This window comes from Enterococcus sp. AZ149, from assembly GCF_051714285.1.
GTDB classification, from domain to species: Bacteria; Bacillota; Bacilli; order Lactobacillales; family Enterococcaceae; genus Enterococcus_D; species Enterococcus_D entomosocium.
This window is the reverse complement of the sequence record NZ_JBIORO010000002.1, coordinates 37,579-63,374: the sequence shown is the minus strand read 5'-3', so window position 1 is coordinate 63,374 and position 25,796 is coordinate 37,579. Positions and strand designations below refer to the sequence as shown.

General features: G+C 37.9%; 31 protein-coding genes. 2 read left to right on the top strand and 29 right to left on the bottom strand.

All coding sequences use genetic code 11. From position 1 onward, the window contains the following. Positions 1-82: 82 nt before the first annotated feature. Complete coding sequence (locus tag IGI94_RS16750; protein ID WP_438900020.1) at positions 83-550, bottom strand: transcriptional regulator, BlaI/MecI/CopY family protein; 468 nt, start codon at positions 548-550, stop codon at positions 83-85. Positions 551-1,096: 546 nt separating this feature from the next. On the opposite strand from IGI94_RS16750, the gene IGI94_RS16745 reads away from it, so the two are divergent. Both IGI94_RS16745 and IGI94_RS16740 read left to right on the top strand, forming a co-directional pair. Beyond that, complete coding sequence (locus tag IGI94_RS16745) at positions 1,097-1,495, top strand: hypothetical protein (protein ID WP_438900019.1); 399 nt, start codon at positions 1,097-1,099, stop codon at positions 1,493-1,495. A 36-nt stretch (positions 1,496-1,531) separates the two neighbouring features. After that, the gene (locus IGI94_RS16740; RefSeq protein WP_271773081.1) at positions 1,532-2,437 is read left to right on the top strand and encodes a hypothetical protein; all 906 of its coding nucleotides are present in this window, start codon (positions 1,532-1,534) and stop codon (positions 2,435-2,437) included. Between the two features lie 60 nt (positions 2,438-2,497). On the opposite strand, the gene IGI94_RS16735 is transcribed toward IGI94_RS16740, so the two are convergent. The 28 genes from IGI94_RS16735 to IGI94_RS16600 form a co-directional block, all read right to left on the bottom strand. Beyond that, complete coding sequence (locus tag IGI94_RS16735; protein WP_438900018.1) at positions 2,498-2,884, bottom strand: DUF6075 family protein; 387 nt, start codon at positions 2,882-2,884, stop codon at positions 2,498-2,500. A 42-nt stretch (positions 2,885-2,926) separates the two neighbouring features. Beyond that, positions 2,927-3,250: a hypothetical protein gene (locus IGI94_RS16730; RefSeq protein ID WP_438900017.1), complete on the bottom strand. Its 324-nt coding sequence runs from the start codon at positions 3,248-3,250 to the stop codon at positions 2,927-2,929. Then, positions 3,240-3,485, bottom strand: coding sequence for a hypothetical protein (locus tag IGI94_RS16725; protein ID WP_438900016.1), 246 nt, complete (start codon positions 3,483-3,485; stop codon positions 3,240-3,242). Before IGI94_RS16725 ends, IGI94_RS16730 begins: the two co-directional genes overlap by 11 nt. A gap of 27 nt (positions 3,486-3,512) precedes the next feature. Continuing rightward, entirely contained in the window at positions 3,513-4,175 is a 663-nt protein-coding gene (locus tag IGI94_RS16720) for a DUF2786 domain-containing protein (RefSeq protein WP_438900015.1), read from the bottom strand. Between the two features lie 98 nt (positions 4,176-4,273). Continuing rightward, complete coding sequence (locus IGI94_RS16715; protein WP_010748127.1) at positions 4,274-4,453, bottom strand: hypothetical protein; 180 nt, start codon at positions 4,451-4,453, stop codon at positions 4,274-4,276. Positions 4,454-4,544: 91 nt separating this feature from the next. Next, complete coding sequence (locus IGI94_RS16710) at positions 4,545-4,874, bottom strand: hypothetical protein (RefSeq protein WP_438900014.1); 330 nt, start codon at positions 4,872-4,874, stop codon at positions 4,545-4,547. A gap of 44 nt (positions 4,875-4,918) precedes the next feature. Beyond that, entirely contained in the window at positions 4,919-5,122 is a 204-nt protein-coding gene (locus IGI94_RS16705; protein WP_086373464.1) for a hypothetical protein, read from the bottom strand. Positions 5,123-5,413: 291 nt separating this feature from the next. Next, positions 5,414-6,166 (bottom strand): DNA-methyltransferase, encoded by a 753-nt coding sequence (locus IGI94_RS16700; protein ID WP_438900013.1) that lies wholly within the window; start codon positions 6,164-6,166, stop codon positions 5,414-5,416. A gap of 112 nt (positions 6,167-6,278) precedes the next feature. After that, positions 6,279-7,736 carry a DNA (cytosine-5-)-methyltransferase gene (gene dcm / locus IGI94_RS16695; protein ID WP_438900012.1) on the bottom strand — a complete coding sequence of 486 codons (1,458 nt, stop codon included), beginning with the start codon at positions 7,734-7,736 and terminating at the stop codon, positions 6,279-6,281. A 352-nt stretch (positions 7,737-8,088) separates the two neighbouring features. Further along, on the bottom strand, positions 8,089-8,232 hold the full coding sequence (locus IGI94_RS16690) for a putative holin-like toxin (protein WP_080542687.1): 144 nt from the start codon (positions 8,230-8,232) through the stop codon (positions 8,089-8,091). A 229-nt stretch (positions 8,233-8,461) separates the two neighbouring features. Beyond that, on the bottom strand, positions 8,462-8,941 hold the full coding sequence (locus tag IGI94_RS16685) for a transcriptional regulator (protein ID WP_140966463.1): 480 nt from the start codon (positions 8,939-8,941) through the stop codon (positions 8,462-8,464). 108 nt (positions 8,942-9,049) lie between these two features. Then, positions 9,050-9,514 (bottom strand): single-stranded DNA-binding protein, encoded by a 465-nt coding sequence (gene ssb, locus IGI94_RS16680; protein WP_207490838.1) that lies wholly within the window; start codon positions 9,512-9,514, stop codon positions 9,050-9,052. Further along, on the bottom strand, positions 9,511-11,691 hold the full coding sequence (locus IGI94_RS16675) for a DNA topoisomerase 3 (RefSeq protein ID WP_438900011.1): 2,181 nt from the start codon (positions 11,689-11,691) through the stop codon (positions 9,511-9,513). The genes ssb and IGI94_RS16675 overlap by 4 nt, the downstream gene beginning before the upstream one ends. A 61-nt stretch (positions 11,692-11,752) precedes the next feature. Further along, on the bottom strand, positions 11,753-12,166 hold the full coding sequence (locus IGI94_RS16670; protein ID WP_086373472.1) for a CPBP family intramembrane glutamic endopeptidase: 414 nt from the start codon (positions 12,164-12,166) through the stop codon (positions 11,753-11,755). Positions 12,167-12,179: 13 nt separating this feature from the next. Continuing rightward, the gene (locus tag IGI94_RS16665; RefSeq protein ID WP_438900010.1) at positions 12,180-15,602 is read right to left on the bottom strand and encodes a DUF3991 domain-containing protein; all 3,423 of its coding nucleotides are present in this window, start codon (positions 15,600-15,602) and stop codon (positions 12,180-12,182) included. A gap of 97 nt (positions 15,603-15,699) precedes the next feature. Then, a complete protein-coding gene (locus IGI94_RS16660) occupies positions 15,700-16,326 on the bottom strand; it encodes a Type 1 glutamine amidotransferase-like domain-containing protein (RefSeq protein ID WP_438900009.1) in 627 nt (208 codons plus the stop codon). 66 nt (positions 16,327-16,392) lie between these two features. Further along, positions 16,393-16,854 (bottom strand): GNAT family N-acetyltransferase, encoded by a 462-nt coding sequence (locus IGI94_RS16655; protein ID WP_431416698.1) that lies wholly within the window; start codon positions 16,852-16,854, stop codon positions 16,393-16,395. A gap of 120 nt (positions 16,855-16,974) precedes the next feature. Then, positions 16,975-17,166: a hypothetical protein gene (locus tag IGI94_RS16650; RefSeq protein WP_431416699.1), complete on the bottom strand. Its 192-nt coding sequence runs from the start codon at positions 17,164-17,166 to the stop codon at positions 16,975-16,977. Positions 17,167-17,182: 16 nt separating this feature from the next. After that, positions 17,183-18,694: a MobP2 family relaxase gene (gene mobP2, locus IGI94_RS16645; RefSeq protein ID WP_438900008.1), complete on the bottom strand. Its 1,512-nt coding sequence runs from the start codon at positions 18,692-18,694 to the stop codon at positions 17,183-17,185. A gap of 17 nt (positions 18,695-18,711) precedes the next feature. Then, the gene (locus tag IGI94_RS16640; protein WP_438900007.1) at positions 18,712-18,984 is read right to left on the bottom strand and encodes a hypothetical protein; all 273 of its coding nucleotides are present in this window, start codon (positions 18,982-18,984) and stop codon (positions 18,712-18,714) included. A 253-nt stretch (positions 18,985-19,237) separates the two neighbouring features. Next, the gene (locus tag IGI94_RS16635) at positions 19,238-19,675 is read right to left on the bottom strand and encodes a hypothetical protein (RefSeq protein WP_016612339.1); all 438 of its coding nucleotides are present in this window, start codon (positions 19,673-19,675) and stop codon (positions 19,238-19,240) included. Positions 19,676-19,681: 6 nt separating this feature from the next. Next, the gene (locus tag IGI94_RS16630) at positions 19,682-20,560 is read right to left on the bottom strand and encodes a hypothetical protein (RefSeq protein WP_438900006.1); all 879 of its coding nucleotides are present in this window, start codon (positions 20,558-20,560) and stop codon (positions 19,682-19,684) included. Then, positions 20,560-20,796: a hypothetical protein gene (locus IGI94_RS16625; RefSeq protein ID WP_207490882.1), complete on the bottom strand. Its 237-nt coding sequence runs from the start codon at positions 20,794-20,796 to the stop codon at positions 20,560-20,562. The genes IGI94_RS16630 and IGI94_RS16625 overlap by 1 nt, the downstream gene beginning before the upstream one ends. A 356-nt stretch (positions 20,797-21,152) precedes the next feature. Next, positions 21,153-21,818, bottom strand: a complete 666-nt coding sequence (locus IGI94_RS16620; protein WP_207490876.1) for a hypothetical protein — start codon at positions 21,816-21,818, stop codon at positions 21,153-21,155. A gap of 24 nt (positions 21,819-21,842) precedes the next feature. Continuing rightward, the gene (locus IGI94_RS16615; RefSeq protein ID WP_207490875.1) at positions 21,843-22,958 is read right to left on the bottom strand and encodes a lysozyme family protein; all 1,116 of its coding nucleotides are present in this window, start codon (positions 22,956-22,958) and stop codon (positions 21,843-21,845) included. A gap of 4 nt (positions 22,959-22,962) precedes the next feature. Then, entirely contained in the window at positions 22,963-24,888 is a 1,926-nt protein-coding gene (locus IGI94_RS16610; RefSeq protein ID WP_200127098.1) for a VirB4 family type IV secretion system protein, read from the bottom strand. A gap of 17 nt (positions 24,889-24,905) precedes the next feature. After that, positions 24,906-25,475, bottom strand: a complete 570-nt coding sequence (locus IGI94_RS16605) for a hypothetical protein (protein ID WP_207490874.1) — start codon at positions 25,473-25,475, stop codon at positions 24,906-24,908. A 3-nt stretch (positions 25,476-25,478) separates the two neighbouring features. Then, positions 25,479-25,787, bottom strand: coding sequence for a DUF5592 family protein (locus IGI94_RS16600; protein ID WP_005230821.1), 309 nt, complete (start codon positions 25,785-25,787; stop codon positions 25,479-25,481). Between the last annotated feature and the right edge of the window lie 9 nt (positions 25,788-25,796).

Here is a 25,796-nt window from a genome sequence, read left to right as displayed (position 1 = left end):
TGCGGAATAAAAAAAGGGTCAAAAGCTTTTAAGTTTCTGACCCTTTTATCGTTCCCTGAATAGTTTTCTAAATATGAAAAACTCAACTATTTTTATTTATCATATTTTTCCTTTCATTTATAAGATTAGAAAAATATTCCGTTTGTTGTTTGGTCATCAAAGAGCTTATTGCGTGATTAACTAATTTTTCTACAGCCGTTTCTCCGTATTCGCCTTTTATAAAATCTATAAAAGGGATACTCGGCCTGTAAGCCCGTGCTAATACGGTCTGCGAATATTTAATCTCTCCTACTTCCAAATATCCTTTATCGAATAAACTTCGTATCACAACAGCGGCTGTATTCTTGTTCAATTCAGGCATTTTTTCTAATATCTCATGTTTAGTTAACGATTGATTGACATCATAAAGACTATAAAGAATTTGATATTCTGATTTACTCAATCCTAGCATAATAGTCCACCTTATCTTTTTAAGATTATTCTCTATTTGTAAAATATATAAATAACCGCCAGTAAAAATATATATATGATAGTATCTAATATAATCCATTGTTTCCTGCCCATAGTTGCTTTTGTAGAAAAGAAAAAACTTATACCATATAGGATTAAAAACAACGCTGATAATGAGTAACCATCCAACCACTCAGTTAAGGTTATATCTATCAGAATTAAAACTAGAGGTACCATATATAACCATGCATACCACTTTCTCAAATGGTATGGCAGCTTATTAAAATTTGAAGCCATTCATATATCTCCTTTTGAATAATATTCAAGTCTAATATATAATACATCTTATGAAAGTAAAAATAAAGCTTCGCATTTTTTTATTACTGCAATCGGCAGAATAAGAATTTATTACTGACAAAAACTGTTCTTCACTAACACTTCTAGATCATCCTAGCAAATCATATCCATAATATTGAAGTGTAGGCTTCTTAAATAAGTTATATTCTACGGTTTGATTTTCTTTTTTCCTTACACAGTTATTTATAATGTACCGGACGATAAAATAGTCCAAAAAATAAATTTAGTTATATTTATGTATATAATATTTTTTTGAATAGTTGTTAATTAGAAAGTATTGAGGTATATAATGAAAAAAATTATCATTTCAACATTATTAGCTATGTCTTTCATCTTTTCTGGTTGCTCTGTCTTAGATGGGAATGAGTTTCCATCAGTCACAAATAGCTCGTTCACTATTGTGATTAACGATACATATGACATTGTACAGACATCTGCTACAACGAGCGATTTTGTTAAAAATAGAAAAATCCATCAGATGGAAGTAATCGTAGATGAAGTTGATAAATTAAATTGGAACGAAAAATATGTTGTTCTTCAAGATTATGATGGCAAATACTATATATATGATATGGATACTGAAGAGTTATCAACATTTTCAAATTATCAAGATTTTAAAGATCTACAAGATAAATTATCCTTTCATTTGGATCTTAAAGAAAAGAATGATTTTGATAGAGTCGAGTAGTTCTTAAAAATATACAAAAAAGAAAAGGGTGTTTATATGTTTAAAAAAGTGTTAGGAACAATTACTATTATGGGAGGTATGTTGGTATTTTTCTCAAATCCAGTAACAACTTTTGCCGACAATCTGGCAGATGAGATCGCTAAAGGTAATCCTCAAGTTTCAGAACCGATTATCTCAAATAGCTCAAATTTAGAAATCACTCCTGAAACACAGAGTTTGATTGATAATTATGTTGCTGAATCTTCTGATAATCAAGATACAATTAACGAAATCATTGAAAACTGTAAACAAAGTGGCATAATTAGTTCTCAAGAAATGAATAAGGCGATATCAGATTTCATTTTATCTGCGACAATTGATCCTACGCAGCTTGAAGAAGCTCTTGTTTCAGCAAATGAACTAGTCAATACATCTGATAGTAGAGTATCAACTAACCGGGCAGCTGTTGATCCTATCAAACTTGCTAGGTCCGGCTGGGCAGCAGGGATTGCGATTGTTAGAAACGAAGGCTATCCTAATACTGCTATGTATATGAAATATGCAGAAGTCCCTAGTTTCTTATCTCCCTCACCTGCAAAACATGTATCTAACGGAAATGCTTGGGCTAAAAACGTTGTATCTGGTAATGATATTTTAGGGAGCTTTTACTCAGAATACAAAGCTTGGGTGCGTGGAACAAGCAAGACAAAAACAATAAAAGGAACTTTTGCTTTTACAAGTGGCGACAAGTACTATGCATTACACAATGTTAAGTATTCATATTCTTTTGTGAGACAGTCAAACGGATCGGTTAAAACAACTGGTGTAGTAACAGACGTTTATGATTTTGCTCCTTCTAATTACGAAAGTATTAAAGTAGGCTTTGCTAACAATTATGCTTACGCAATGCAATCATTAGGACTAATCAAACCTTTTAACATCGAAATCAAACACTCATTTTAAATTGAATAAGCAAAAAAACAGACCATTGCATGGGTCTGTTTTTTTGATATCATGATTAATTTAATAGAATTGTAGTCTCATATCAATCGCATTCTTGGCCAGCTGATAACCAGATTCATCAACACCAGAAAATACTTCTAATGGCGAAATATTATATCTCTTGCCGTTTTCGAATTCATAGAAATCTTGATTGGTAAACAAGTTATAGGCTAAAGCAACCAGTCGTTGCTCCCCACCGGATAAAGTGCCATCAAACCATAGGTCACTATTGATTTCTTTTTGGACAAAATTAACCATCGAGCGACGTTGGTTAAATAATCTTTCATCACCAGTGAATATAAAAACCAAGCTACGCCAATAAGGATCTCGAAGATCTATAAAACCCAATTCTTCCATCATGTAATTAAATCTTGCAATGTGTTCCTTGTTTAGAAATAATTCCTCCATCATTGTTCCTCCTCTAATCGGTTTTGACCATTCCTTCAGCAATTACTCAAACGTTACTTTTGCAATCTCAAAATCAAAATACGTTCCAGATACCCAGTCTACATGACCGCTATCTGTAAAAGTTTTGCGGATCACATCCTCTTCATCTTTTAGCTCAAGTATGGCATCAAGGATTGCCTTTGCTTCGTTCTCCTTAAAAATACCTAACTCTTCTCTTCTTTGCGTAAATTGCAAATTCTCAACCGTCGCAGCGTTACTTAAAAAGCCCATCAGTTCCTTAGAAAAATGGTTGAAAACGATCACTGTGCAAACCTTTTCTCTTCTAGCTTCAAGAGAAATTAGTTTACCACCTACATCATTCTTCATTTGGTGTGACTAGGATAAATTGATCTCTTCCATCGACCTTCTGATACTCCCGTTGACACGCTTTACATAAATAAAGACCATTAGGATAAAGAACGTCACCTTTTCTGACACGAACTTGTTTTGCTAACTCACCGCAATCACATTTGATCCAACTAGGCGGCCAGTATAAGCGCCGATTGTAGGGCGTTATGGGTACTTTCCATTGCCCACCGTAACATTGTCTTTCTTCAGCCATCTTTATAAGTCCCCTTTCAACCTACGATTAAGCACCTAATCGATCCTTATCCTTAAAACGGACACCTTCTGCATAACCCGAGTAAAATGCTTCCCGATCCCTCACGGTGTGAGAGGTATCTTTACCAGGTACCAGTCCAATTTTTTCGACTTCAGCATGAACCACTTCAGGTACTTGCAAAGCCAATTCATAGCCGTTTGTCAGCACTTGTTTTCGAAATGTTTGCGACAAACCTTTCAAGTATCCTTCCAAATAGTCTTGTTTTAACTGCCATTTCCGTTTGTATTTTCGTCTGATACCAGGCAACTGAAGAAACTGCCTTGCACAGTAGCTGGCACTACCACGAGCATACTCAAACGTGATTTGAGCAATTTGTACATCGGACACGATCCCAACAAAGTGAAGTTCAATCGGTTTTCCGGACACATAGTAATACCGGACACGAAAATTTTTAGCAATGATCCTCGCTAATCGGTAAAGCCATTTTTGTGGCCGGCCTTCATAAATCACCGTATTGATCACTGCTTCTGACTTTTGTTCTTGCTTATAATGAAAAATATCTGATTCATCGATATTATGCTGAAGCATCAACTCTTGTGCTTTTGCTAAAGCTGACATTGATTCCTCGTCATTGGCATCATTTGCAAGTGCTAATAATTTTACGATCTTCTTTTTGGCTTTTTCATCCATTGGATCTCACCTTTTGTCTGATTTTAGTTTACCACGTATTGGATAACGGTTTCACTGATAAGTGATAGCACTTCAATGAAATAGAAAATAAAGTGCGGTCACTTTCTGAGCGCAGGAATCTCAAATCCCGCTTTTTCTTGCTCAAGCAACATATCTAAAGCGATACACATTAATTTCGATTCACTTTTCTTGTACTTGGTGTTCAAGTGTTTCAGTCCCTGCTTCCTCTTTTCATTAAGCGTTACAGGAAGACGGGTATTTCCTTTTGCAATAGCCATCACTCGCTCTCCTTCATGAAACGATCGTATATTTGATAAAAGACGCAGCGAGCGTAAATCACACTCGCCGCAGCTTTGAACGGATTCTTTTCTACTGATTGTTTTTCATGACTTCCTTTGCTTCTTTTGTAAGGGGAAAGACTTTTGCAACAGCCATGCCACAAGGAATTGCCCCTACAGATTCCTCACAAATGACACCAGCTGCTATCAGTACCTCTTCAATGCCCGTATTTTCAGACCACCCTTTGATTGCGACGAAATCTTGTTTGATTCCGATACTCGTGTTCACCGTGGCCGTGGCAATCAGCTCTTCTTCAGACTGACCTCTTCTTTTCTTAACCAGTTGAATCGCTACATTGTTATTATCTTCATAGTGATCAAATATCACAGTACATTTTTTCTTATTTAAAACGGCATTCATTATTTTTCCTCCTAGAGATAAGGAGTTACAAAATCAAGCTCTAATTATTCAGTGGTTTCTTCTTTTAATTGATCCGCAAGTTTTGTAAGCTTGGCGGCATTATCAAATCGCATTCTTTCTATAGAAGACCTTTTATGAGCAAGATCTGCAACAGTTGTTGCGGCAACTCCTGATTTTTTTTGAATTTCATACAATGATTTTCCACTTTCAAAAAGCAACCATTCTATCTTATCTTTATCTGCGTACATCTTTTTTCCTCCTGAAAGGAGTATGACAATTTAAACTTGCCACTACTCACAATTATGGTATATTTTGAGTAGTAGCATTCCTTGCACGGTTTTGTTACTTGCACTTGTTCTGACCCACTCAGAATAAGTGCTTTTTTGATTTTTCAGTAGTGATCCCTCCCTTTTTTATTCGTATACCGGATCTTCAGATAGTTATAGATCCTTTCTAAAAATCAAATATATCGGTATACCGTTGTATTTATTATACCACGGTATACCGATAATGACAATCTATTATCGTCTTTTTTTATTTTATTCGAAAAGATCCAGCTGGGTCACATTGTTTTGAATCCGATCGATTGCTTTCGTGTAGTACTCGGCATTTGTTTCAAAACCGATAAAGTGACGTTCTGTATTTAGACAAGCAACCGCCGTCGTGCCACTTCCCATGCAGTTGTCTAATATGAGATCTCCTTTCTTAGTGTAGGTTTTAACCAGGTATTCCAATAGACTCACTGGTTTTTGAGTTGGATGGAAAGTGTGCATTGATTCTTTATCAAAACGCAAAATATTGTTCGGATAACCTGTGTATTCCTGGACATACGCTTTTTCTGCTAAGGATTCTGACTGATAAATCGACCCTTCCGTGGTGTTTCTGACTCTTATCTTAGGTTGTTGGATCCGTTGCAATCCTTGAGGATAATAGATCGCAGATCCTTTGGAAAATACAGAGATCGTTTCCACTGATCTCATCGGCTGTTTTTTCGCAAATGCAAAACCGGTCGCCGTATTTTTCATCCAATACCAATCATACTTGTAATCCTTGAAGTTACTCATTCGCAGTTGAGTAGAAAAAGGTTCTGCACCAAATAAAACGATCGCACCGTCAGGTTTTATGACTCGCAAATACTGCGCCCATAAGCGATCCCAAGGCAAGATACTATCCCATGCACAAGCTGTCGTTCCATACGGTAAATCACAGATGATCGCATCGATCGAACCATCTGGTATTCTATTCATTCCTTCTAAACAATCTTCAAAATAAATCATATCTTTTTGAATCATTTGGTTCATCCTAACGATTCAGGCCTAAATCTTTTATTCAAGTCTTGATACGTTTATTCTACTGATTGATTTGTTGGGTCAATATCCGTTTTTATTGTCAAAAAAGTTGATTTTAGCCAATTTGAAAGTGTTTTGCTATGAAATAAATGACTGATACAGTAACCGAATTTCCAGCTTGTTTGTACAGCTGACTGTCCGAAGTTTTTTGATCGTATCTGCAGTTATAGTGATCAAGTCCGTTACTGATTATTTCTTCAGCGATCTGCCTATTACCGAATTTCGCTGCCAAAAAGGCCCAATCAGGAAACGACTGCAGTCGCCAACATTCAAGTGGTGTTAGTTTCCGGATCTGAAAATCATCGGTTACTACGGCTTGCTGATCACCTGTAACGACGGTATTTGCTTGCTGATTTCCCACACGTCCCCGACGTTTTGTAGATTTAGGATAAGCGAAATTGATACTATCGCCTGGTAGTGCTGCAGTATAGCCTTTTTTCGTGGCTTCTTTCACCAGTATTTTGGGTTCGTGGCCGCCACCACTCATGGTGGTAAGTGTAGGGCATAGCCCATCTACGGAATGGATCGCTGCAGCTGATCGATAAGAACCATCGATCGACCCTGCCACGATAATTCCGTGACGATCTTGTGTGGTTAAAGTAAACATCGGCGCTTCATTTTCCTTCATTCTACGGCCGTTTTGACGAATAGTAGCTTTATCTGGCGTTAGTATCGGGATCGCAATTTTATTTCCTTCTCCTTTGTTTGTGGTGATCGTAGGACTAAGTCCTGAAGCGTCATACACTTGGCCATTCATTCCGCCACCGCTTGGATTGACGTTGCCAACAACGATTTGTTTCGGTGTTTTGTAGTCCGTTGCGGTCAGAGTCCCCATCAGACCATCCGTGTAGTACGTTCTTTCTCGTGTAAAACGACTTAAATCATTCGCTGCATGTGTCGTTCCAGCTAAACGGATCCTTCCTGATTTTTGATCAGCTGATCCTTCTTCTCTTGTGAGAGGAAAAATCTTTTTGGTACCTGCTCCTCTAAGATGTCCGATAATAAATACACGCTCTCTGTTTTGGGCGACAAACTCTTTGCTGTTAAACAGTTGCCATTCCACGTCATACCCCAATTCATCCAGGGTTCGGAGGATCGTCTCAAACGTAGCCCCTCGTTCATGGTTGAGGAGTCCTTTGACGTTTTCAAGGTATAAAAGCTTAGGTCGCAAGATAGATGCGAAGCGTGCAATCTCAAAAAAGAGAGTTCCTCTAGTATCTGAAAAACCTTTTCTTTTTCCTGCAAGGCTGAAAGCTTGGCACGGAAATCCTCCCGTGATAATGTCCACACGTCCGATTCCTCGAATAAATTCATCTGAAAGTTTTGTGATATCATGCATTTCTACCTCCTGTTTTGTGTCAAAAATTGATTGATAACTTTTTCTGGCATGGCCATCGATCTCACAATACCCAACACATCGAAAGCCAGCTTGTTCCATTCCTAAACGAAATCCTCCGATTCCTGAAAAAAGATCTAAAAAGGTGCCTTTATTTTCTGTTGTACCATTTTCCATTGTTCACTCAGTTTCTTCATGCGCATGAAAGGTATTTCAAGTACCTGATGGATTAAGAATACCGAGAAAATGGATGGTTAAATTTCGGAACAATGGTGGTACTTAGACCTTTTTTAAGAAAGAAAAGCGATCTTTTTTGCCCTCCACGTTCCAGCCGCCTCCACCACTTAGGAGGGCAAAAAAAATAGACGTGCAAGGCACGTCTGTAGAGCAAAAGGTTGATATTTCACTGAAATCTTGCTATACTTACTATGTAAAGAGGAGTTGCGTCAACAACTCCCCTACAGCACCGTTTAAGACGGTGGCAGATATTTAAGTTAAAAAATAACCGCTGACCTGCTAAAGCTGACGGTTATTTTTTTTTGTCATTTTTCACTGCTGTTAGGATGCCAAAGATGATCGTTGCGATTAAAGAACCGAAACTAATCATTAGCCCTAATGCTTCAGCTACAGACAAAAGGCTTCTCCTTTCTAAAGAGTGAACACTTACTTTCATAAGCATCACCACCTTTCAAAAGATAGCCACCGTCACAAACTTTACTGTACTTATATTATACCATACCCCACGCTAAAAACCTAGATTTATCAAGGCTTTTAGCGTTTTTTTATGTCTAAATTCGAGTGAAATGCTTGTTCCTTCAGTCGCTCCAGCCACCACCACCGCTCCTTCAGAAACCGTGTTGTTGACACAACCCGAAGTGATCGATAGAAAAAAAATACCAGGATCAGGCAGAGATCTCTTGTTCTTTTAATACCAGGATAGACAAAGCATTCGCAAACTGCAGTAAGCTGGATTGAGAATCATCGACGATCACATTTTTCTGATAATGGATCCGATCGCTCACATGATTGATTGATAATCCGTAGACAAAACGCATCAAAAAAATCTTTCGTCTCCGATCGGTGATTTCTGGTTTATATGGATGGCTAATGGCCGTCAGACCCAAAGAAAACAAGTGGTGAAAGTAAAGAAACTCTTGTTTGAACTGCTGATTTTCTTGAACAAAGCTAGAGTGTTTGATTTCTGGTATATCTTGGTCTAAGAGCGAATACGTTGAATGGATCGGCGGCATTCTCGTCAATCCCATCCTTTCTCTTGAAACAAGATAACTAGAGAGCATCGATCCAATCTCTCCTTTGGTTTTTTCCCAATCGATCACCTCTTTTTCAGGTAATTCAAATTGGTGAACATCAAATAATCGCACATTATTCCTCTTTTCATGATAGGTGATACAAACAGCTGTCGTTTGCACCTAAATAATTTCTTTTTTAATTCAAAAAAGACCTGGAAAAAGATTCCAGGTCTTTGTTTCTCAAAATGGTAAATCATCATCTGGTAAGTCGATTGCCGAACTGCTTTGTGCAAATGGATCCGTTTCTTGTTTAGGTAGCGGTGGCGGTGTTGGTTTGCTTTTTTCAGCTGTTTCGTTGGATTCATTCGCACGCTGCTCAGACACATCTTTTGACTCCATTAATTGAAACGTCTCTGCCACGATTTCTGTGACGTACACTCGCTGTCCTTGTGGGTTATCGTAAGATCTTGTCTGAATACGTCCAGTCACGCCGAGAAGCGTCCCTTTCTTGGCGTAATTGGCAAGGGTTTCGGCTGGTTTACGCCAAATGACACAATTGATGAAGTCAGCTTCTCTTTGACCGCTTTGATTGGTAAAATTTCGATTCACGGCCAAAGTGAACGTGGCCACTGCAGCACCGTTCGGTGTAAATTTTAATTCTGGATCTCTTGTTAATCTTCCTACTATTACGACGTTATTGATCATGCTTTATTCCCTACTTTCTTCGCTTTTTTTGGCGCATTGACAAATGATACAAAAGTGATCTGTCCGGTATCGCTCAACTTGATTTTTGCATTATAGGTCGTCTTGTCAGCTTTTTTGATTCCTGAAACCACGGTTTCTTTCCCGAATAACAAATCCTTCAGATTGGTTTTCGTCAATTTTTTCTTCCGGAACTGATCAGATAACGTAAACGTACAGTTAGGATAATTCGAACAACCGTAGAAAGACTTTTTCAACACCACATTTCCGCCACATTTCGGACATTTACCGATCGTCTGCTTATCAGCTTCTTTTTTAACTTCCGCTTGGTAGGTATGGAAATTCAATTTCTGTATATCATCTGGCACATGTTCGATCAAATGCACGATAAACTTCTTGATATTGGCAATAAAGGTCTCTTGATTCCCTTCTTTTTTACCGATTTTCTTTAAGTACGTTTCCCATTTTGCCGTCATTTCAGCACTTGTCAATAAATGCTGGCTTTCAACTGCCTGGCACAATAATTTTCCTTTTTCGGTAACGATCAATTTATTTTTTTCTACTTTGATATATTCTTTTTGCTTCAGTGTTTCAATAATGCTCGCACGTGTCGCTTCTGTACCGATTCCTTCGACTTCCTGAAGGATCTTGATCGCTTGTTCATCATCTACGGTCTTATTAGCCGTTTTCATTGCTGTAAGCAACGTGCCTTCAGTAAATGGTTTCGGCGGCTGCGTCTCTTTCTGTACGCTTTTTACCTCCGCTTGAATCGCTTCACCGATCATCACAACTGGTAATGTTTGGCTCTCTTCGTTCTCCTTGTTGGTATCGGCTTTGAATAAGATCTTCCATCCCTCGACTTTTGGCACTTTTCCCGTCGCTTTAAAACAGAGAGTTGATACCATAGTTTCTATTACGGTTTCTTCATACGTGTAATCTGGTAAAAACATGGCGATCGTTGTTTTCATGACGAGCAGATAGATTTTCTTTTGTAGATCATCTAATTTATTAAAGGCTGACTCACTTGAGACTTGCTTCGTTGGGATAATGGCGTAATGCTCTTGCACCTTACTTCCATCGACATATCGCTTTCTTGGCTGATCTTGTGCCATGGGTTCATCTATGGATAAAAAACGGGCATAACTGTCGTAATTCGCTTTTAAGTACTGAAATTCACTGTCTGTAATAAAGGGTGTATCTGTTCTCGGATAGCTCAACAATTTTGCTTCATACAGTCCTTGCATGGCTTTCAAGGTCTGACTAGCTGTTGCTTTGTACAGCTGATTGATTTTTGACTGCAGGCTGCTCAATGAGAATAAATTGGGACTATTCGTTTTCTTCATTTTTGTTTGAAGATCTTTGATCGTTCCTGGTTGTGTGCCGATTGCAGCGCCCTTAGAAGAAACAAAGGAAAGTAGTTCCTCTTTAGTAGAAAAACGCTGTGACGGGCTTAATAGGGCTTTGAACGAGCCATTCGTTGCCTTGATCAATGATTCGATTTCATAAAATGGTTCTTTTTTGAAATGCTCGATCAGTTGTTGGCGTTGATAGATCATGTAAAGCGTTGGTGTTTGTACCCGTCCAAGAGAAAACGTTCCATTTGCCCCTTTTGAACGAAGATTCAACGTGTAAAGCATACTCCCGTTCATGCCAATGAGCCAGTCGGCAATTTGCCGTGTCTGTGCTTCTTGATAAAAAGGATAATAGTCCATTCCTGGTTTTAAGTTTTGAAACCCACTGCGAATCACATCTTTTTCAAGACTGTTGATCCATAAACGCTTGTATGTTTTTTTAGTAGAAAAAGCGCCTGATTCATGAATGATCGACCAGGCGATATTTTCTCCCTCTCGATCGCTATCTGTTGCAATAATGATCGTATCGGCTTTCTTTAGCAGTCCGGAAACGATCTTAAATTGTTTTTTCTTGTCAGCTGCGACCTGAAAATCGTATTGTTGCGGAAAGATAGGCAATGCATCCAATGCCCAACTCTTCCATTTTTCATCATAATGTCCTGGTTCTGCTAATTCGACCAAATGACCGAAGCCAAAGGTGATAAAGGTCTCATCTGAAAAAATTGGATCTTGGATCTCAAAAAAGCCATCCTTCTTCACGCTATGCTTTAACGCACCTGCATAGGAAGCTGCTTGACTTGGTTTTTCTGCTAAAATTACGGTAGTCAATACGTACACACCTCTTTTATTGTGATTGATAATCAGTATAACGAAAAATGGTTTAGATTTCTTATAAACCAGGAATCAGGGCGATAAAATTATAAGCACTATGAACGATCATCGATCCATAGGCTTTTTTTGTTTTGAGTGAAACCCACGAATAGACCAGGCTATTTAAAAAATAGGGCAGTAGAAAAACCTGCCCATGTAAAACAGAAAAAATGAAACTAGAGAAAAGAACTGCAGCTGGTAAATTCGTGCGTCGAATTAAAAAAGGCAATAGTTTGACCCGTATCAAGTATTCTTCAATGATCGGTGCCAATACAATAGAGAACGTTGCGGCGGAAATGGAAATTCCGTGTCTTGCTTCAGGAAGTCTAGGAAGATACGTTGAAAAAAATTGTTCGCCGATCCACATACTAAGAAGGGATAGCACCACGGCCATCCCTATTCCCTGAATGATTGTAAAAATCATTCGTTTCATCTGTTCACCTTCTTCATAAGCTCAATGCTGGTTCAGATTTGAGAGACTTTTTTCTTTGATTTTCGCCCTCGTTTACTTGATAGACCAGCTCATTGTTCCAATCCCATTTTTGCGTTTCTTGTCCGACCGGAGCTTGCGGAAACTCTGCTTGAAATTCAAGCGGCGCTTTTTCTTTTTGATTGAAAGTAAATTGTTGGAACTTATCAAAAAAGGCTTTTCCGGCTTCATCGTTATCGACACACAAGGCAATTTCTTCAATTCCTGAAGGACTGACTTGTTGTGCTTCTTCCAAATAGTGATAAACCGTTTCTGGTTTCAATCCTTCCATAGAAACAAACCAGGTATCTTTTAGATCGCTTTTATTCAAGGACATATAGCTCATAAGATCGACGCCAGCTTCAAAGAACTTCAACTTTTTCGGCTCGCCATTGCGTACATTAAACCCGATTTTACTATCGGATCCTGTCTGAATTTTCTTCCACGTTGAATCCGGAATCGTGCCTTTTTCGCTGCAGCCAGCAATCTTTCCATGATCATTCCATAATAACAAGACATTGTTGCGCTTGTCTTGCTGCAAGAGACCTTTATTATGAAGAACGCTAACGATTTCTTCATCAATGCAGCGATCCTCGGTCAAATACTTCTTCGCACGAACAAAGTCCCGTTCGTTTTCTTTGTTGTAGGTAAATACCCGTTGTCCAGACGGTGCTACATCGGAAATCTCATACTCGCTATCTGTAATATGGTGTACAGCGGATTTAAAATCCTCGATACCAACAACTTTTTGAACGAAATCGATTGGCCCGCCGCCAAAGTTCCCATTATTTTCAATGAACAAGTTCTTATCAGCCGTGATCACTAAGGAATGATTGTCAGCTAGCCGATACTGTTTTTTTGAGTCCTGAATCAAGTCGATTCCGTTTTTCAAAGCAATATCTAGGATCGATACCGTCTTCGCAAAAGCAATCTGTTCTGAGAACGTTTTGTACGTCTTTTGTGATTTGGTCAGCTTTTGTTTTTCTACCGTGGGCGCTTGCTCTTGTTCTTTTTGTTCCAATTCTTGATGGATCATCAGTTGTGTATCGATCTGTTCAATCATTTGGCGAGAGAACACTTTCACCTCTTCCATTTGAGCCAATTTATCCTCAACGGTCTGTCCATTCTTTGTCCAAGCCGCAATATAAGGAATCGATTCTTCTTTCGTATCAATGCCGTAATGGTGGGCAACGATATACGCTGCCAGCTCCGCTTGAAATTCTTTGACTGAGCTAGAATAAGTCGAGTTACTCGTTTTTGAGTGAAGCTTTGCATGTGCCAATTCGTGGATCATGGTTGGCACTTGTTCTGCTTGAGTAAACCGAGGATTCATGAAAAGCATTTCTGAGCCATCGATGCCCTGACCATATGCCCCTTTTGCGGTTCCTAACACCGGAGTAACAGTCGTAAGATCATCAATGATCGTCAGGCCTTCTGATAAGGCATAGGTTTCTAATGATTGGTATAAAAGTTTCGTGTTTGTGGCCTTCGTCAAATCAAAGTTATAAGGACGATTAGGGAAAATTTTCGGCAGATCATCAGCTGTGGCCGTCGTCTGACTAATATCAAAGACCGGCACGTTTTTGAATGCCCTTCTTTCTTCTGTTTTCAGTTCTCCTTTGAGAATTTTCTCTTTTTGTTGCTTGGTGGCTTTTGATAATGACTGCATACGTCCCTGTTCGTTGATAAAACATTTATACGTTGTTGGCGCCAAAACCCGTATGGCTTTTTCTCCCTTGCGAATAAAAAAGCCAGCTTCTTTGAATTTTTTCGCACCGGCCACAGCGTGAGCATGAGGTAATTGCTTTTGGATCAATGCCGTATTTTTTAGTGAGTAATTGTAAAACTTACTCATAAACGCACCTAATTCTAAGACGTCTTCCGGATCATCAAAATGATTCTTGATATTTTCCATGGCATCTTTGACGAGTTGGTCGGTTTCTTTTTTTAATTCATCGGCTGATTTTCTTTTTTTGACTGACTGTTTTTCTTCAGAATGTTCAACTTTGTTTTGAGTGTCTGGATTACTCATTTTGAGTTGCCCTTGTGTTAGCTGCGCTGGCTCTCCTTTATAGTAATCACTCGGATCAAATTCGATCAATCCATGATCAATAGGCAATCCCATATAAACATTATTTTGTTTTTTATAGTCATTCCATTGGCTAATAAAAGAGGAAAGATATTTTGGATTCAATCGGTTATTTACCAAAAAATCACCATTCAATTTCTCTTCAGCTTCTTTATGATCTTGACTGAACCAAATATTTTCTTCAGTTAACTTCGCATGTAAATCAAACTCATAGGACGCTACTGTACTTTTAAAAATATTTTCCTCATTCGTATAGATTCTGAAAAAAGCACCTTCTGCATGGTTTTCAATTCTTAAATAGTACGCTGCTTTTGAACGTTCGTTTGTTACAACATTCGTCTTATCTTGTGCAGCTAACGATTCGAGCTTTTTATAATAGTCTTGGTTACTATTGACCCCGTCCCCGACGTCTAAACGAAACGCATCGACGATTTCTCCATCTTTAATTTCCTGAAAGTAAAATTTGTAATACCCACTTTCCATTGGTCGATCTAAACGTTTGATTTCTTCGATCAAAGGTTGTGAAACGATCTCTCCTTCAAAATTACGAATGCTTTCCGACCCCTCGTTAAATTCCACTCGGTAGAAATGGTTCAAGGCAGCTTCTTGATCTTTTGTAGCATTGGGTATTTCTTCAGTGTTAAAATTTAGTTCGCTTAAAATATCAGAAATGACCGACTGTTCTGCTTCCGTTTTTGCCGCATACCGTTGAGAAGGTTCGAATGTTCCCGACTCTGTTAATTCAACGGCCAGTTTTCGATAGCCTTTTACAAAGTAGATCATTGGATTTTTTTTCCATTGTGTCAGACGTCCACTTTCAATCATTTTTTGCGCTTGTTCATTCATATGTTTATCCGCCCTTTCTGATCGACGCTTCAATTCTTCTAACTCAACCAGTTGCTTTTCGTATTTCCGAATTGTTGCGGCCGAATACATCGAGTTTCCTTGCTTTGCTTGTTCGATTTCTGCTTTGATCATTGCAATATTATCAACGCTCATGATCAGACCACCTTGATTATTTAGGCCGAGTTCTTTGCGTTCCTTTTGGTGTTCCAGCATCGAGATCCGTTCCTCTTGTGCTTCTATTTCACGAAGCAAAGTTCTAGCCCTACCTTCCAGCTGCTCTTGCCTATTAAAAAAAGATCGGCCATTTGCTTTGTCATTCATCGGCTGACCGTTTGTTTGTGCTTGATGATCAAAGACTCTTGAAATTTGCGCACTGTAATCTCTCTTCAGACGTTCCAACTTTATTTTTGCTCTTGCTAATCGACTATTGTCCGTTTCTTGTCGATCATTGTCCTGTTGTTCCATCAACTTTCCCTCCAAAAAAAAGACCGGCTTTCGCCGATCTTCTTTTTTTATTCTGCTATTTACTAATTGAAAGTAGCCGACTTAAATATTTGTTAGTCTACTTTTCAATTATTTTTTTAACAATTCGCGTATGATTTCCTTCAACAATAATCCCTTCATGGTTATTAATAAAACAGAAGTTCAACTGTTCTTTGTATTGTTTTTCTATATCCATCGTCACTTCGCTAAATGGAATATCTTTGTAGTGTGGCAGTGGATAAAAGTCAACCACATTTAGCCCTGAAAAAGAATTTAGACTTGGGGCCTTCTCAGGATCATCCATTGTTTTTACATATTCAACTGTTTTGGAAAGAACTATTGCTCCAGCAGACTCCCCAATATAAATCTTTCCTTTTTGTATTTCTTCAATAATTACTTGATCGGCTCCAGATTTCTTTAGTTCCTGTAGGAGAAAGAAAGTATTTCCCCCTGTGACATAGATACAATCGTTTTCTCTTAACTTCTTCTGTATTTCTTCTGGTTTTGCAGTAGAAACGTCGAGGTGATCCACTATTAACCCCATTTCTTCTAGAGCTTCTTGACCAGATTCAACATAAAAAGTAACCTCTTCAACATTGCTAGCTGTAGGAATAAATGTAACTTTCTTTCCAACCAAATCTCGATCAAATGACTGTAACTCGGTAGAAACTTCTTCAAATGAGGATACTAAAAATAAATTTTTCATAATTACTTCCTTTCTTCTTTTATTCTCCTCTAGATTATCATTTAAAGGTGCCAATTCATGTCACCTTTAATACAAGTCCTTATTTAAACAAATCGAATCTTTCATTTCAGTATAAGGAGGAAAGTTATCAATCTCTCTATAGTCAAGTCCTTTATACATACTCACTGCTGCTCGATTGTTTTTACCAGTCTCTAAAATAAGGCGGCTAAATCCATCATTTTTCACTTGTTTCTCAAGTTCAGACAACAGAATTTTCGATAAGCCTTTCCCTCGATAATTTTTACTGATAAAAACTCTCTTTACTTCAACAGTATCCGTTGCATATTTTTTAAAGGCAGCGCATCCAATAGCAGTTTCTTTATCATACATTACAAAGGCTTTAGTTATATCTGATAGTTCATTAAATGAGGCATACTTAGTTCTTTCTTCTTCCGGTCGATCAGCGCTGATCCCATTTAAATTTTCATCCAGCTCTTTAGTTAATTTAATAAAATCCAAATTCGCTGCATCTGTAATTAATATTTCCATTGAGTACCTCCAGATTTATGAATAGTTCTGTAAAATCAATTGTGATAGTTATTATCCTGTTATCGGTTAGATAGATATCGTAAGTCTGTGAAAAAAAATTTTCTATGGCCGATTTTGACCTTACTTTAGATCCAACTGAACGATCAACGGCTCTCCTTCTTTTGTTGCTTCATCTAACATTAAAGAATAAACATCGACATCTTCTTTCGTGATACGTACCTGTTGAGCACTCATTTCACCTGCACCCACTTCTTGAATGCTCATCGTTTGGTTCTCTGGATCCACTCTATTGATAAAGTAATAATTTTCCATGACTTTCCTCTTTCTCCTAACTGAATAGGTCTGACTCTTGACTCATTTTTGCTTGCTCGATTTCACGCTGCAGCTTTTCAAACGCTACTTTATTTTTGAATTGATTAAATTCATTGCTCGTCACCCGTTCTAGGTGTTTAACTTGATTTGTGACTGACCGACGATACTTGAATGATTCCTCAAATGGTTTGGTTCGCTCACTTGAATATCGTTTTGGCGGCGATCGACTTTCATTCGTCTCTTTCCGCATATAGTAATCATTTTTTAGTTTATCATATATTTCTTTATTTTCACTTTGTTTCCCTGATACAGAAGAAAGACGAAACGGTTTGTCTTGTTGGGAAGAGTCATTTTCCTTTTTCAATTCTTGAAGGATACTATTTCCTAATCGATAGTATATGCCATCCGGCCCGTACATTCGGCCATCGTAAAATGATTTTTTCTCTTTGTTGGGATCTCCCTCACCATAAGTAGCTTTCTTGAAAATGTCTTCCTCTTTTGCCAGCTGTTTGAATTCTTCAAAGTGGCCATTGTCTTTCATCAATGAATCAATCAGCTGGTTCATTGTTTCTCGACTTTCTGGCGTTAAGTTTTTACTATTCCACTTGCTTTGAGTCTCCGGCAGCTGTGCTTTTAATTCCTCAAGCAACAGCACACTTTCTTTTTTTGGTGCAGCCATTTCTGTTTTTATTTCATTACGCAGACCATTTCTCAAATCATTCAATCGTTCCAATTCGCTCGAACGATCAAAGATCAGATTTGCAAAAGTCGATTTCATTTTTTCTAATGTTTCATCGGAACGTTGCCCTTTTCGTTCATAGCGATTATGCTCTTTAACAAAAATTATTTCACGGGTAGGTTCGACTTCCGTCGTCGCAAAATGCACGTGAAAGTGACCTGTATTGTAATGGATCTCACCGACACTTATTGTTGATCCATTTAATTTTTCTTTCTCATAAAGAACGTTCATCATCTTTCGACCGGCCATGATCAACGGTTCCCTTTTTAATTCATTTGAATATGGATTGTAAATGCCTGATTCAATCAATGCTTTTGTATCGAAAGACACCACATCTTGAAACAAAACAGATTCATTTTTGTTCGCTCGATCGAATAATTCTTTGTATTGTTCAACTTCATTTTGTGTCAAATCATCATTATTAAAATCAAACATCCCTGTATTCAGTGACCATATTTTTTCTTGGGTTTCCTTTTGCATGATCTCGATTTGTACTTTGGATAAAGTCGAATAATCAGCGAGACGTTTGTTGATCTCACCTAATGATACTCTTTCTTCAGCTGTCAATTTTGATTGAGCGAGTAACGCATTTTTTCGATCCATATAATCCAAATAGCCTTCAAACGATTGACTCGAATCGTCATTCGTCATGGCCGTTTCAAAGTCAGAAAGATCTTTTTCTTGATACACTTTCTTATCTTCTCGATCCATATACTGTACATACTCAGAATCAAACGAAATAACAAAACCGCTCATTAAGTTTATATAAGAGCCAGCAGATTGTGCCATGTGATCACCTCGTTCATTTAAATGCCATCAGATTCAAATGCACGATACAAAAGCGCATTATTCGTGTCGACGTATTGTTGTAGAATGTGCTTAAAATCATCTAAACTATCTTTAATCGCATCAATTTCTCGATTATTCGTTAGATCATTGATCATTTCATTTTGAAGAATCTGGTTGATTACTTCGTTTCGAGTGACTTTCTTTCCTGTATTAAAGGTTTGTTTCTTAGCTCGCTGTTCGAGGTACGCAACCAACGGCTCGTTTTCAATTATTAAAGTAAATCTTGGCATGAGAAAACCTCCAGCTATTTAATCATTTTGAATCTTATGAGTGCCTAAAAGAGGTAGAACAATGAAAGAGCATAAGGTGAACGCACCACTCTCATGGAGAGAGTGGGAAAATAGGCTGTGCCTATTGCGTTTCAAGACCTTTAGAGAAGTCACCACAACCCTTTTTTTAATGGCACTCAGCTACCACTACAGATGGCACCTAGGTGGTACTTTTTGTGAAAAATGCCACCTAGGTGCCACCATCAACCCTCAATTATTTTGGTAAATATTGGGAAACAATATCATTAAAATCACGTTCTTTTTTGACATCTTCTTGAACAGATTTGACCTTTTTCTTTTCTTCTTTCTTTGATTCGTCCTTCCTATTTTTAAAGCGATAGTTCTTATTTCGAACAACTTTCTTACTCATTGTGACTGCTTCTTGATAAACATCTGAAGAAAAAAGGTCTTGTATTTTGGTATGATCTTGCTCCAATTTTGCATTGGTCATAATCTCTAATAAAGACAACGAATCCAATACTTTTTTTTCGAAATTTATTTCTTTTCTCACCCGATTAAGTAATTCAAGCAGCGCATATCGAATCATCGGACTGTCTTTAATATCCTCGTCAACGGGCAAATAGGTTTTTAATTCTTTCAAAGCATCTTCATGTTCCGTGTCTAAAAATACCGGAATTCGTTTCTTTGACATGCTATCTCACACACCTTTTTTTAGTTCGTCAATTTTCGATTCAATCAACTGAATTGTCTTTTCTATATCGGAAATCTTCGTTTGATTATCTGAAATATTTCCTTTAACTGATTCAATCGTATTCTCCAAAGTAGTGATTGAATCTTCCGTTTTTGCTAACTGCTCTCCGACTTGATATTCTTTTTCTTCAGTGAAAGAAGTAATTTTTTCTCGTGTATTTTTGATTTCTTCGATAAGAGATTTGTTCTCTTCCTCAATCATTTTTCTGGTTAGCTGCTGTAATCGAATATCATTTTCAAGTCCGCTGATTTTCAATTCAGCTTGACTTAAAGTTGAAAGATCACTTTTAACGATCGTCGATTTTTCTTGGGATCCATACAGACTAAGCGCTGATTCATCGGAATCTTTGGATCGTTTATACGTAACATCAAACCGCAAAGCGCCGAATTCATCGTCGATATTTTGTGCTAAAAGAACAAAATAATTTTCAGAAACGGGAATTACTTCTACTTTTAACGGTGTATTGATCTCTTCTTTTGTGACGACAGTTGCCTTTGTAACTGGCTCTCCATCAGATACAAGATCGACTTCTGAATCGACATAAATATCCATTCGATAACTTTTACTAACAGGTGAATATTGTTTTTTTAGTACGGTGACCTCTCCTGCATCAAAAGGAATCGGCTTTTCAACTGACGATTCCGAATACGCATTTGCTGGTTTTGATAACACAGCTTGACCGATGATCGATAGAAATAAAAAACCAAAAGCCATTAATATTTTGGTGTATGTTTGTGTCTTCGTTCGAAAATGTTTATGTTTTATTTTCGATTTCATTTCCTTTACTGAAGAAATAAAGTGAGAAACTTTTCCGAAAATAACCATCATTCATTCCCCTTTTTTAATTTGGTATTTGTTGCGATAAGCTCATAATGATCAATTTGATTAGAGTTACTGACGTGTGCAGATGCTACATAAACAAGAACTTGATTTGAATCCAATCCTTCATATATAAGATCAAAAACGACAAAATAGGTTTGATCATCGTTCGTATAAAAACGTAGATCTTCTACGCTCATTTTGGCATCTTCATTGTCCATATCCCCAATCGATTGCGTCATTTCTTGGTTATATTCGTCAGTAATCAATTTCTTTTCGTTCAACAGCGAAACACGATCTTTAAGAAATGGTTCATCTTTTGTGTTGAAATAGGTCGTCACAAAGTCTTGCACAACGGTACTTTTTTTATCCATTGATTGATTTGTTTGTTCACTCTCAACGGTTTCTGATGCCTGATTTTCAGTAGGATCAACAGTGCTGCTATTGTCCAGATCCGAATGGTTTTCTTCAATAGATTGTTCAATTTTAGGTTCTGAAGCAGCTTCTGACTGTTTGCTTGAATGCCAGATAAAGAGTCCAAAAACTCCCCAGCTAGCTAATAACCCAAGTATTAAAATACCGCTCAATCGTTGATAACTCATGATCTCAACTCCTCATTTTTATTTTCTTCTTGAAAATAGTCCATTCGATAAATACGTGGCTCATCTTCCATTTCAAATCGTATGCCGTGACGCTTATAATGACTGATCAAGCCTTCTTTGGCTGCTTCTTTATAAGATAGGAAGACGGCTTCTCTTTGTAGTTCTTTCCATTTTCGAATGACTACTTTTACAATAACTAGTCCTAAAACAAACAATAAGTATGCTGGTTGAATGATACAGGCCAAACAAAGCAACAAATAATTTACACCGCCAAACAAGAGAAAAATAAGCATATTATTTAGCACCCGAACATCCTTCGGCTTGTCTTTAGATAGAACTACAGTAAAGAAAACAGAGAAAATCATTAGTAATAAAACTAAAATTGTATAAATAAATACAATATTTTGATAGGTTTCTTTTGTAATATGGCTACCCAAAATAGCATTTAGTTTACTAACTGGCAACGTGTAAATAGATAGATAGCACCCGACTAAAATGATATAGTCGATCAAAATAGATCCATTCCTCAGCCATTTGTACTTCTTAAGTTGTCGATAAAGGTCTGTTTTTTTTAGTTCTTCGAACCATTTGTTTTGGATTTTAATTTGTAAATGCTCTTCTTTTAGTTCATGTTTCCACTGTTTAAAAGCTTCTTTTATCATTTTGTTATGCTCCTTTGCTATAACTTATTTAGGTGTGCCATAGCCCATAATATACTGACTGGTCTTGCCATAATTACGCTCTTTCGTGCTGTCTCCTGAGTTTCCTTCCAACGTATAGACTGTGCCGTTTGAGTAGCTTTTTACGATGCCCACATGGTCACTGATGCCGTCTGCGTCCCAATCAAAGAAGATCACCCAACCATCTTTTGGTTCCACACCGACTGGCTGCCATTCATTTTTTTGTTTGAAATTTTGAATACCAGTGGGACAATAGGCGAATTTTTCCATGTTCACATTTGCTTTTGCGGCCACATAGGAAACAAAGACTGCACACCATTCAACACGGCCACCATAGCCATACCATGACCAATATTTTTGTCCTCCTACATGCAAACCTTCATCGATTTCTGCTTGAGCGACTTTCGCCATATCACTGCTTCCACCAGGAAGGCTGGAACTTTTCGGTGTTAGATATTGTTTAACGATCATGGCATAAAACATATTTCCATAGTCATAACGATAGGTATAACCGAGGTTTACTGCTACCGGATTCGTGTAGGTAACTTGTACGCCGTGAGCGTATTTACTCGAAAAAGCGATCGCTCGATTTAAGTCGTAATTGTTTGTCGAAAAGGACAAGAAACCAGGGCCAAAATTATAGGCCTGAATGAGATTTAACAAATCCATATCCTTATGTGCTTTAACCAAACTAGCAAAATACTTTACGCCGACTTCAATGCTCGTATAAGGATCTGAGATCGTATTCGGTGCATTCCCTTGAGACTCACTGGACTGCATGACATCAGGATACCGAATGGCATTTCCTTGCGTCTCCGCTTCAATAATGCCAAGCAAGGGATTCACCATATCAGGGATCCCATTCTTCTCTGCTTCTTTTGTGACCTTATCTTTCCATTGCATCGTCATTTCTGAGACACTAATTCCGCCCCCTTCAATACCTCCATCAGTCGATGTTGTCTGAGAAGCACCACCGATAAAGATCACAAGAAGCAAGCTGGCTACCACAATAACCAGAGCAGTTAAAACAGCGGTTGAACTACCTAAAAAAGCAAGTAAGAGTTGGATTTTCTCCTTCTTACTTGCTTTTCCAGCCAACAATTTAATTATTTTCGATTTCATTTTATTAATGACCTCCTGCAAATCGTTTCAACTGTTCTTGATCAGGATCCGTTTTGATCTTGTAGTTGTTATTTCCTCCTAAATTGACGATTACTTCTCCTTGTTCGAGTAATGCCAGGTCTTCATACTGTCCATCAGTCAACAGATTTCCCATTGCTTTTTTCATTGTTTCACTGACTGAAGCATCCAGCTGTAGAAAGAATTTCGCATTACATAATTCAAAGACTTGTTTGATTTTTGAAATGTAATCATCAGAAGACGTTTCAGGCAATAGCTCTTGCGGTGATTGTGTCGCAAAGAAAGCACCTGCAGAAAATTTCCGCATTTCTTTTAAGAATTTGACCACTTGTTTGACGACAAATACCGTATCAGGACTTAGGATCTCTTGACATTCATCCAAGAAAAAGGCAAAGAATCGAACTTCATCAGGAGTAATATCGCCATTCTCCAAAGCAATTTTTTGTTTCCGGCCATTTTTAAGTGCCTGGTTCCAAACGATATTCATAGCCGTATAAAGCATGCATTTGTACACTTCATCGTCAAAGTGACCGATCGTTTCAATATCAAAGAAAAGGACATCTTCTTCATCAATATTTCGAAACGTGCTGCGTCCATTGAAGATCGACCCATATTGTTCGCACATTGACGTGATCACCGTTTGAAAGTTTTCCATTTCCACCATTTTGACGTCTGTCACACGATCCTTATAGCCGCTTTCCACAAATTGATCAACGAATTTCTTAAATTCACCAACTGTAGGATATTTTGAAGGATCCAATCCAATGATATGAATATCTTTTTGATTCTGTGTATAGTTTTCAGGTAATAGACCGTAAGAGATATAAAAATCATCCATGATCTTACCAAAATCGAGAATATCTACTGAACGCATAGCAGGATTTAAGAAGCGCACTTTGTTAAAAAAAGTTGCTCTATGCTGCAAGTAACTGTTCAGTTCATCGATCACTTTACCGCTAGTATCGGTGATTGTGGCTAGTGGTTCCATCGGATTTAACATGCCTTCTTTTCCAGAAAGATCATAAATTTTCCCGTTTTGCGACTGGATCAATTTATACCAATCTCGATTTTTTTCAAACCCTCGAATGATCGTCCGCTTGCCATATAACAATTCCTCAATTAGCTTCAGTAACGTCGATTTTCCCATACCAGATTTCCCAAGAAGCATAGAACTAAATGATTTTCTAAGTGCAGTGATCATGTACGGATTGTAGATAAATGACCCACCTGTGTCTGTTTTCCCAATATAGCCACCACCCGTATCATTTAAAAATTGGTGATTAAAAGGATAACCGCCACCGATCGCAGAACTTGGCACGGTTATGCCTTCCTTACTGCCTGGTTCATTTTGTTGTTCAGAATAACTTTGAAAGAAAGCTAGCCATTCTTGAGCTTGTTTGCCAATATAGGAAACGGATTTGTAGCCCATGGCTTTGAGCGAACGTCTAAGATCACCCACTTCTTTTTCAAGCTCTTCTTGTGTATCTGCAGTCACATAGATACGTATATCGACCATTTTACTGACTTCGTCGCCTTGATTGATTTCATTTGCGTAACGTTCCAAGGATCGGAACTCATTGACTGCTTCATTTCGTTGGGTACGGGTTCGGTTTTCTTCTGCTTGTGAGTCTAACTCACGCATAGCTTTGTCAATATCGCTTAAAATGACTTCTTTGTCGATCGGCGCTAGATCGAATTTTGTGATTGAATTTTGATTGTTCATGATCGTGGTCAACCAAAATGGCGCTGGCCGTTTGGCTAATTGATAGATGTGAAGGCAAGCATAGGTACCGTCCCCTGCGACCATTCGGTCTTCAGGAAACGTAATGCCGCCTTGAGGTTGGATTTTTTCGATGAAACTGAGGTCAAAGCCTTCTTTAACAAGTGTTTGAATTTCTTTTTCATTTAACATAATTTTTATCCTCCAGACTAAATCGGGGTATTCAGGTTATTTAATTTAATTAAGATCTGCTCAATTTGTTTCGGCGGAATATCCTTGATTCCTAGATTGGATCCGCCTGCTCGTTTTAGAATCGTTTTGGAAAGATTCAGCTCCTTCTCTGTTTTTCCATAAACGATAAAGTAGAATTCTAAATTTGATAGTTCTTGTTCGACCCACACCAAACGGCTGATCTGTTCTCGAATGATTCTTGCTCGAACGGAATTTCTTTCTTCCCTTGCCAGCTGCAGCTGTCGGTTCCAATAGGCAAGATTATCATCGATATTTGTAGGAAACATCATCGATAAAATACTCATTTCTTCTTCGTAGATCCGCAACATATTTTCAAAATGTCGCATAGCCTGATATTGCTCGCTGGCACTGAGACCGTTGATATTTCTTGTCGTGACTTTCAAAAAAGAGAGGTACCGGCCATTTTTTTTGACCACGTTTCCTCTGATCATTTTTTTGATTGGTACCAATTCTTGAATAGAAGGGTTCTCCCCTTTAGTGCGCTTTCGTCCTATTGATCGGAAACTTTGAACTTGTTTTGCGGCCATGCCTTACCCTCTCCTTTTTTTATAGCTTTGTACTTCATACACATTTCGATCCATAACGATCAAGCAATAGATCGTATACAAATTTCTTCTGTTGCCGTTTGACGCTGGCTTTGCACATAGGAACAAGCCAAGGAAAAAGAAAACAATGCCTAATAGGATCGACGTCACAAGAGAAAAATGCAGATACCCTTGTAGATACAAAAGGAACATCGAGGGGCCAAAGACGATCAGAAGATCCAAGATATACAAAGATTTGTATTTTAGTTCTTGTTTGATACTTCGTTGAATCACGATATTATGGTATTTATCCATGTTTTTTCC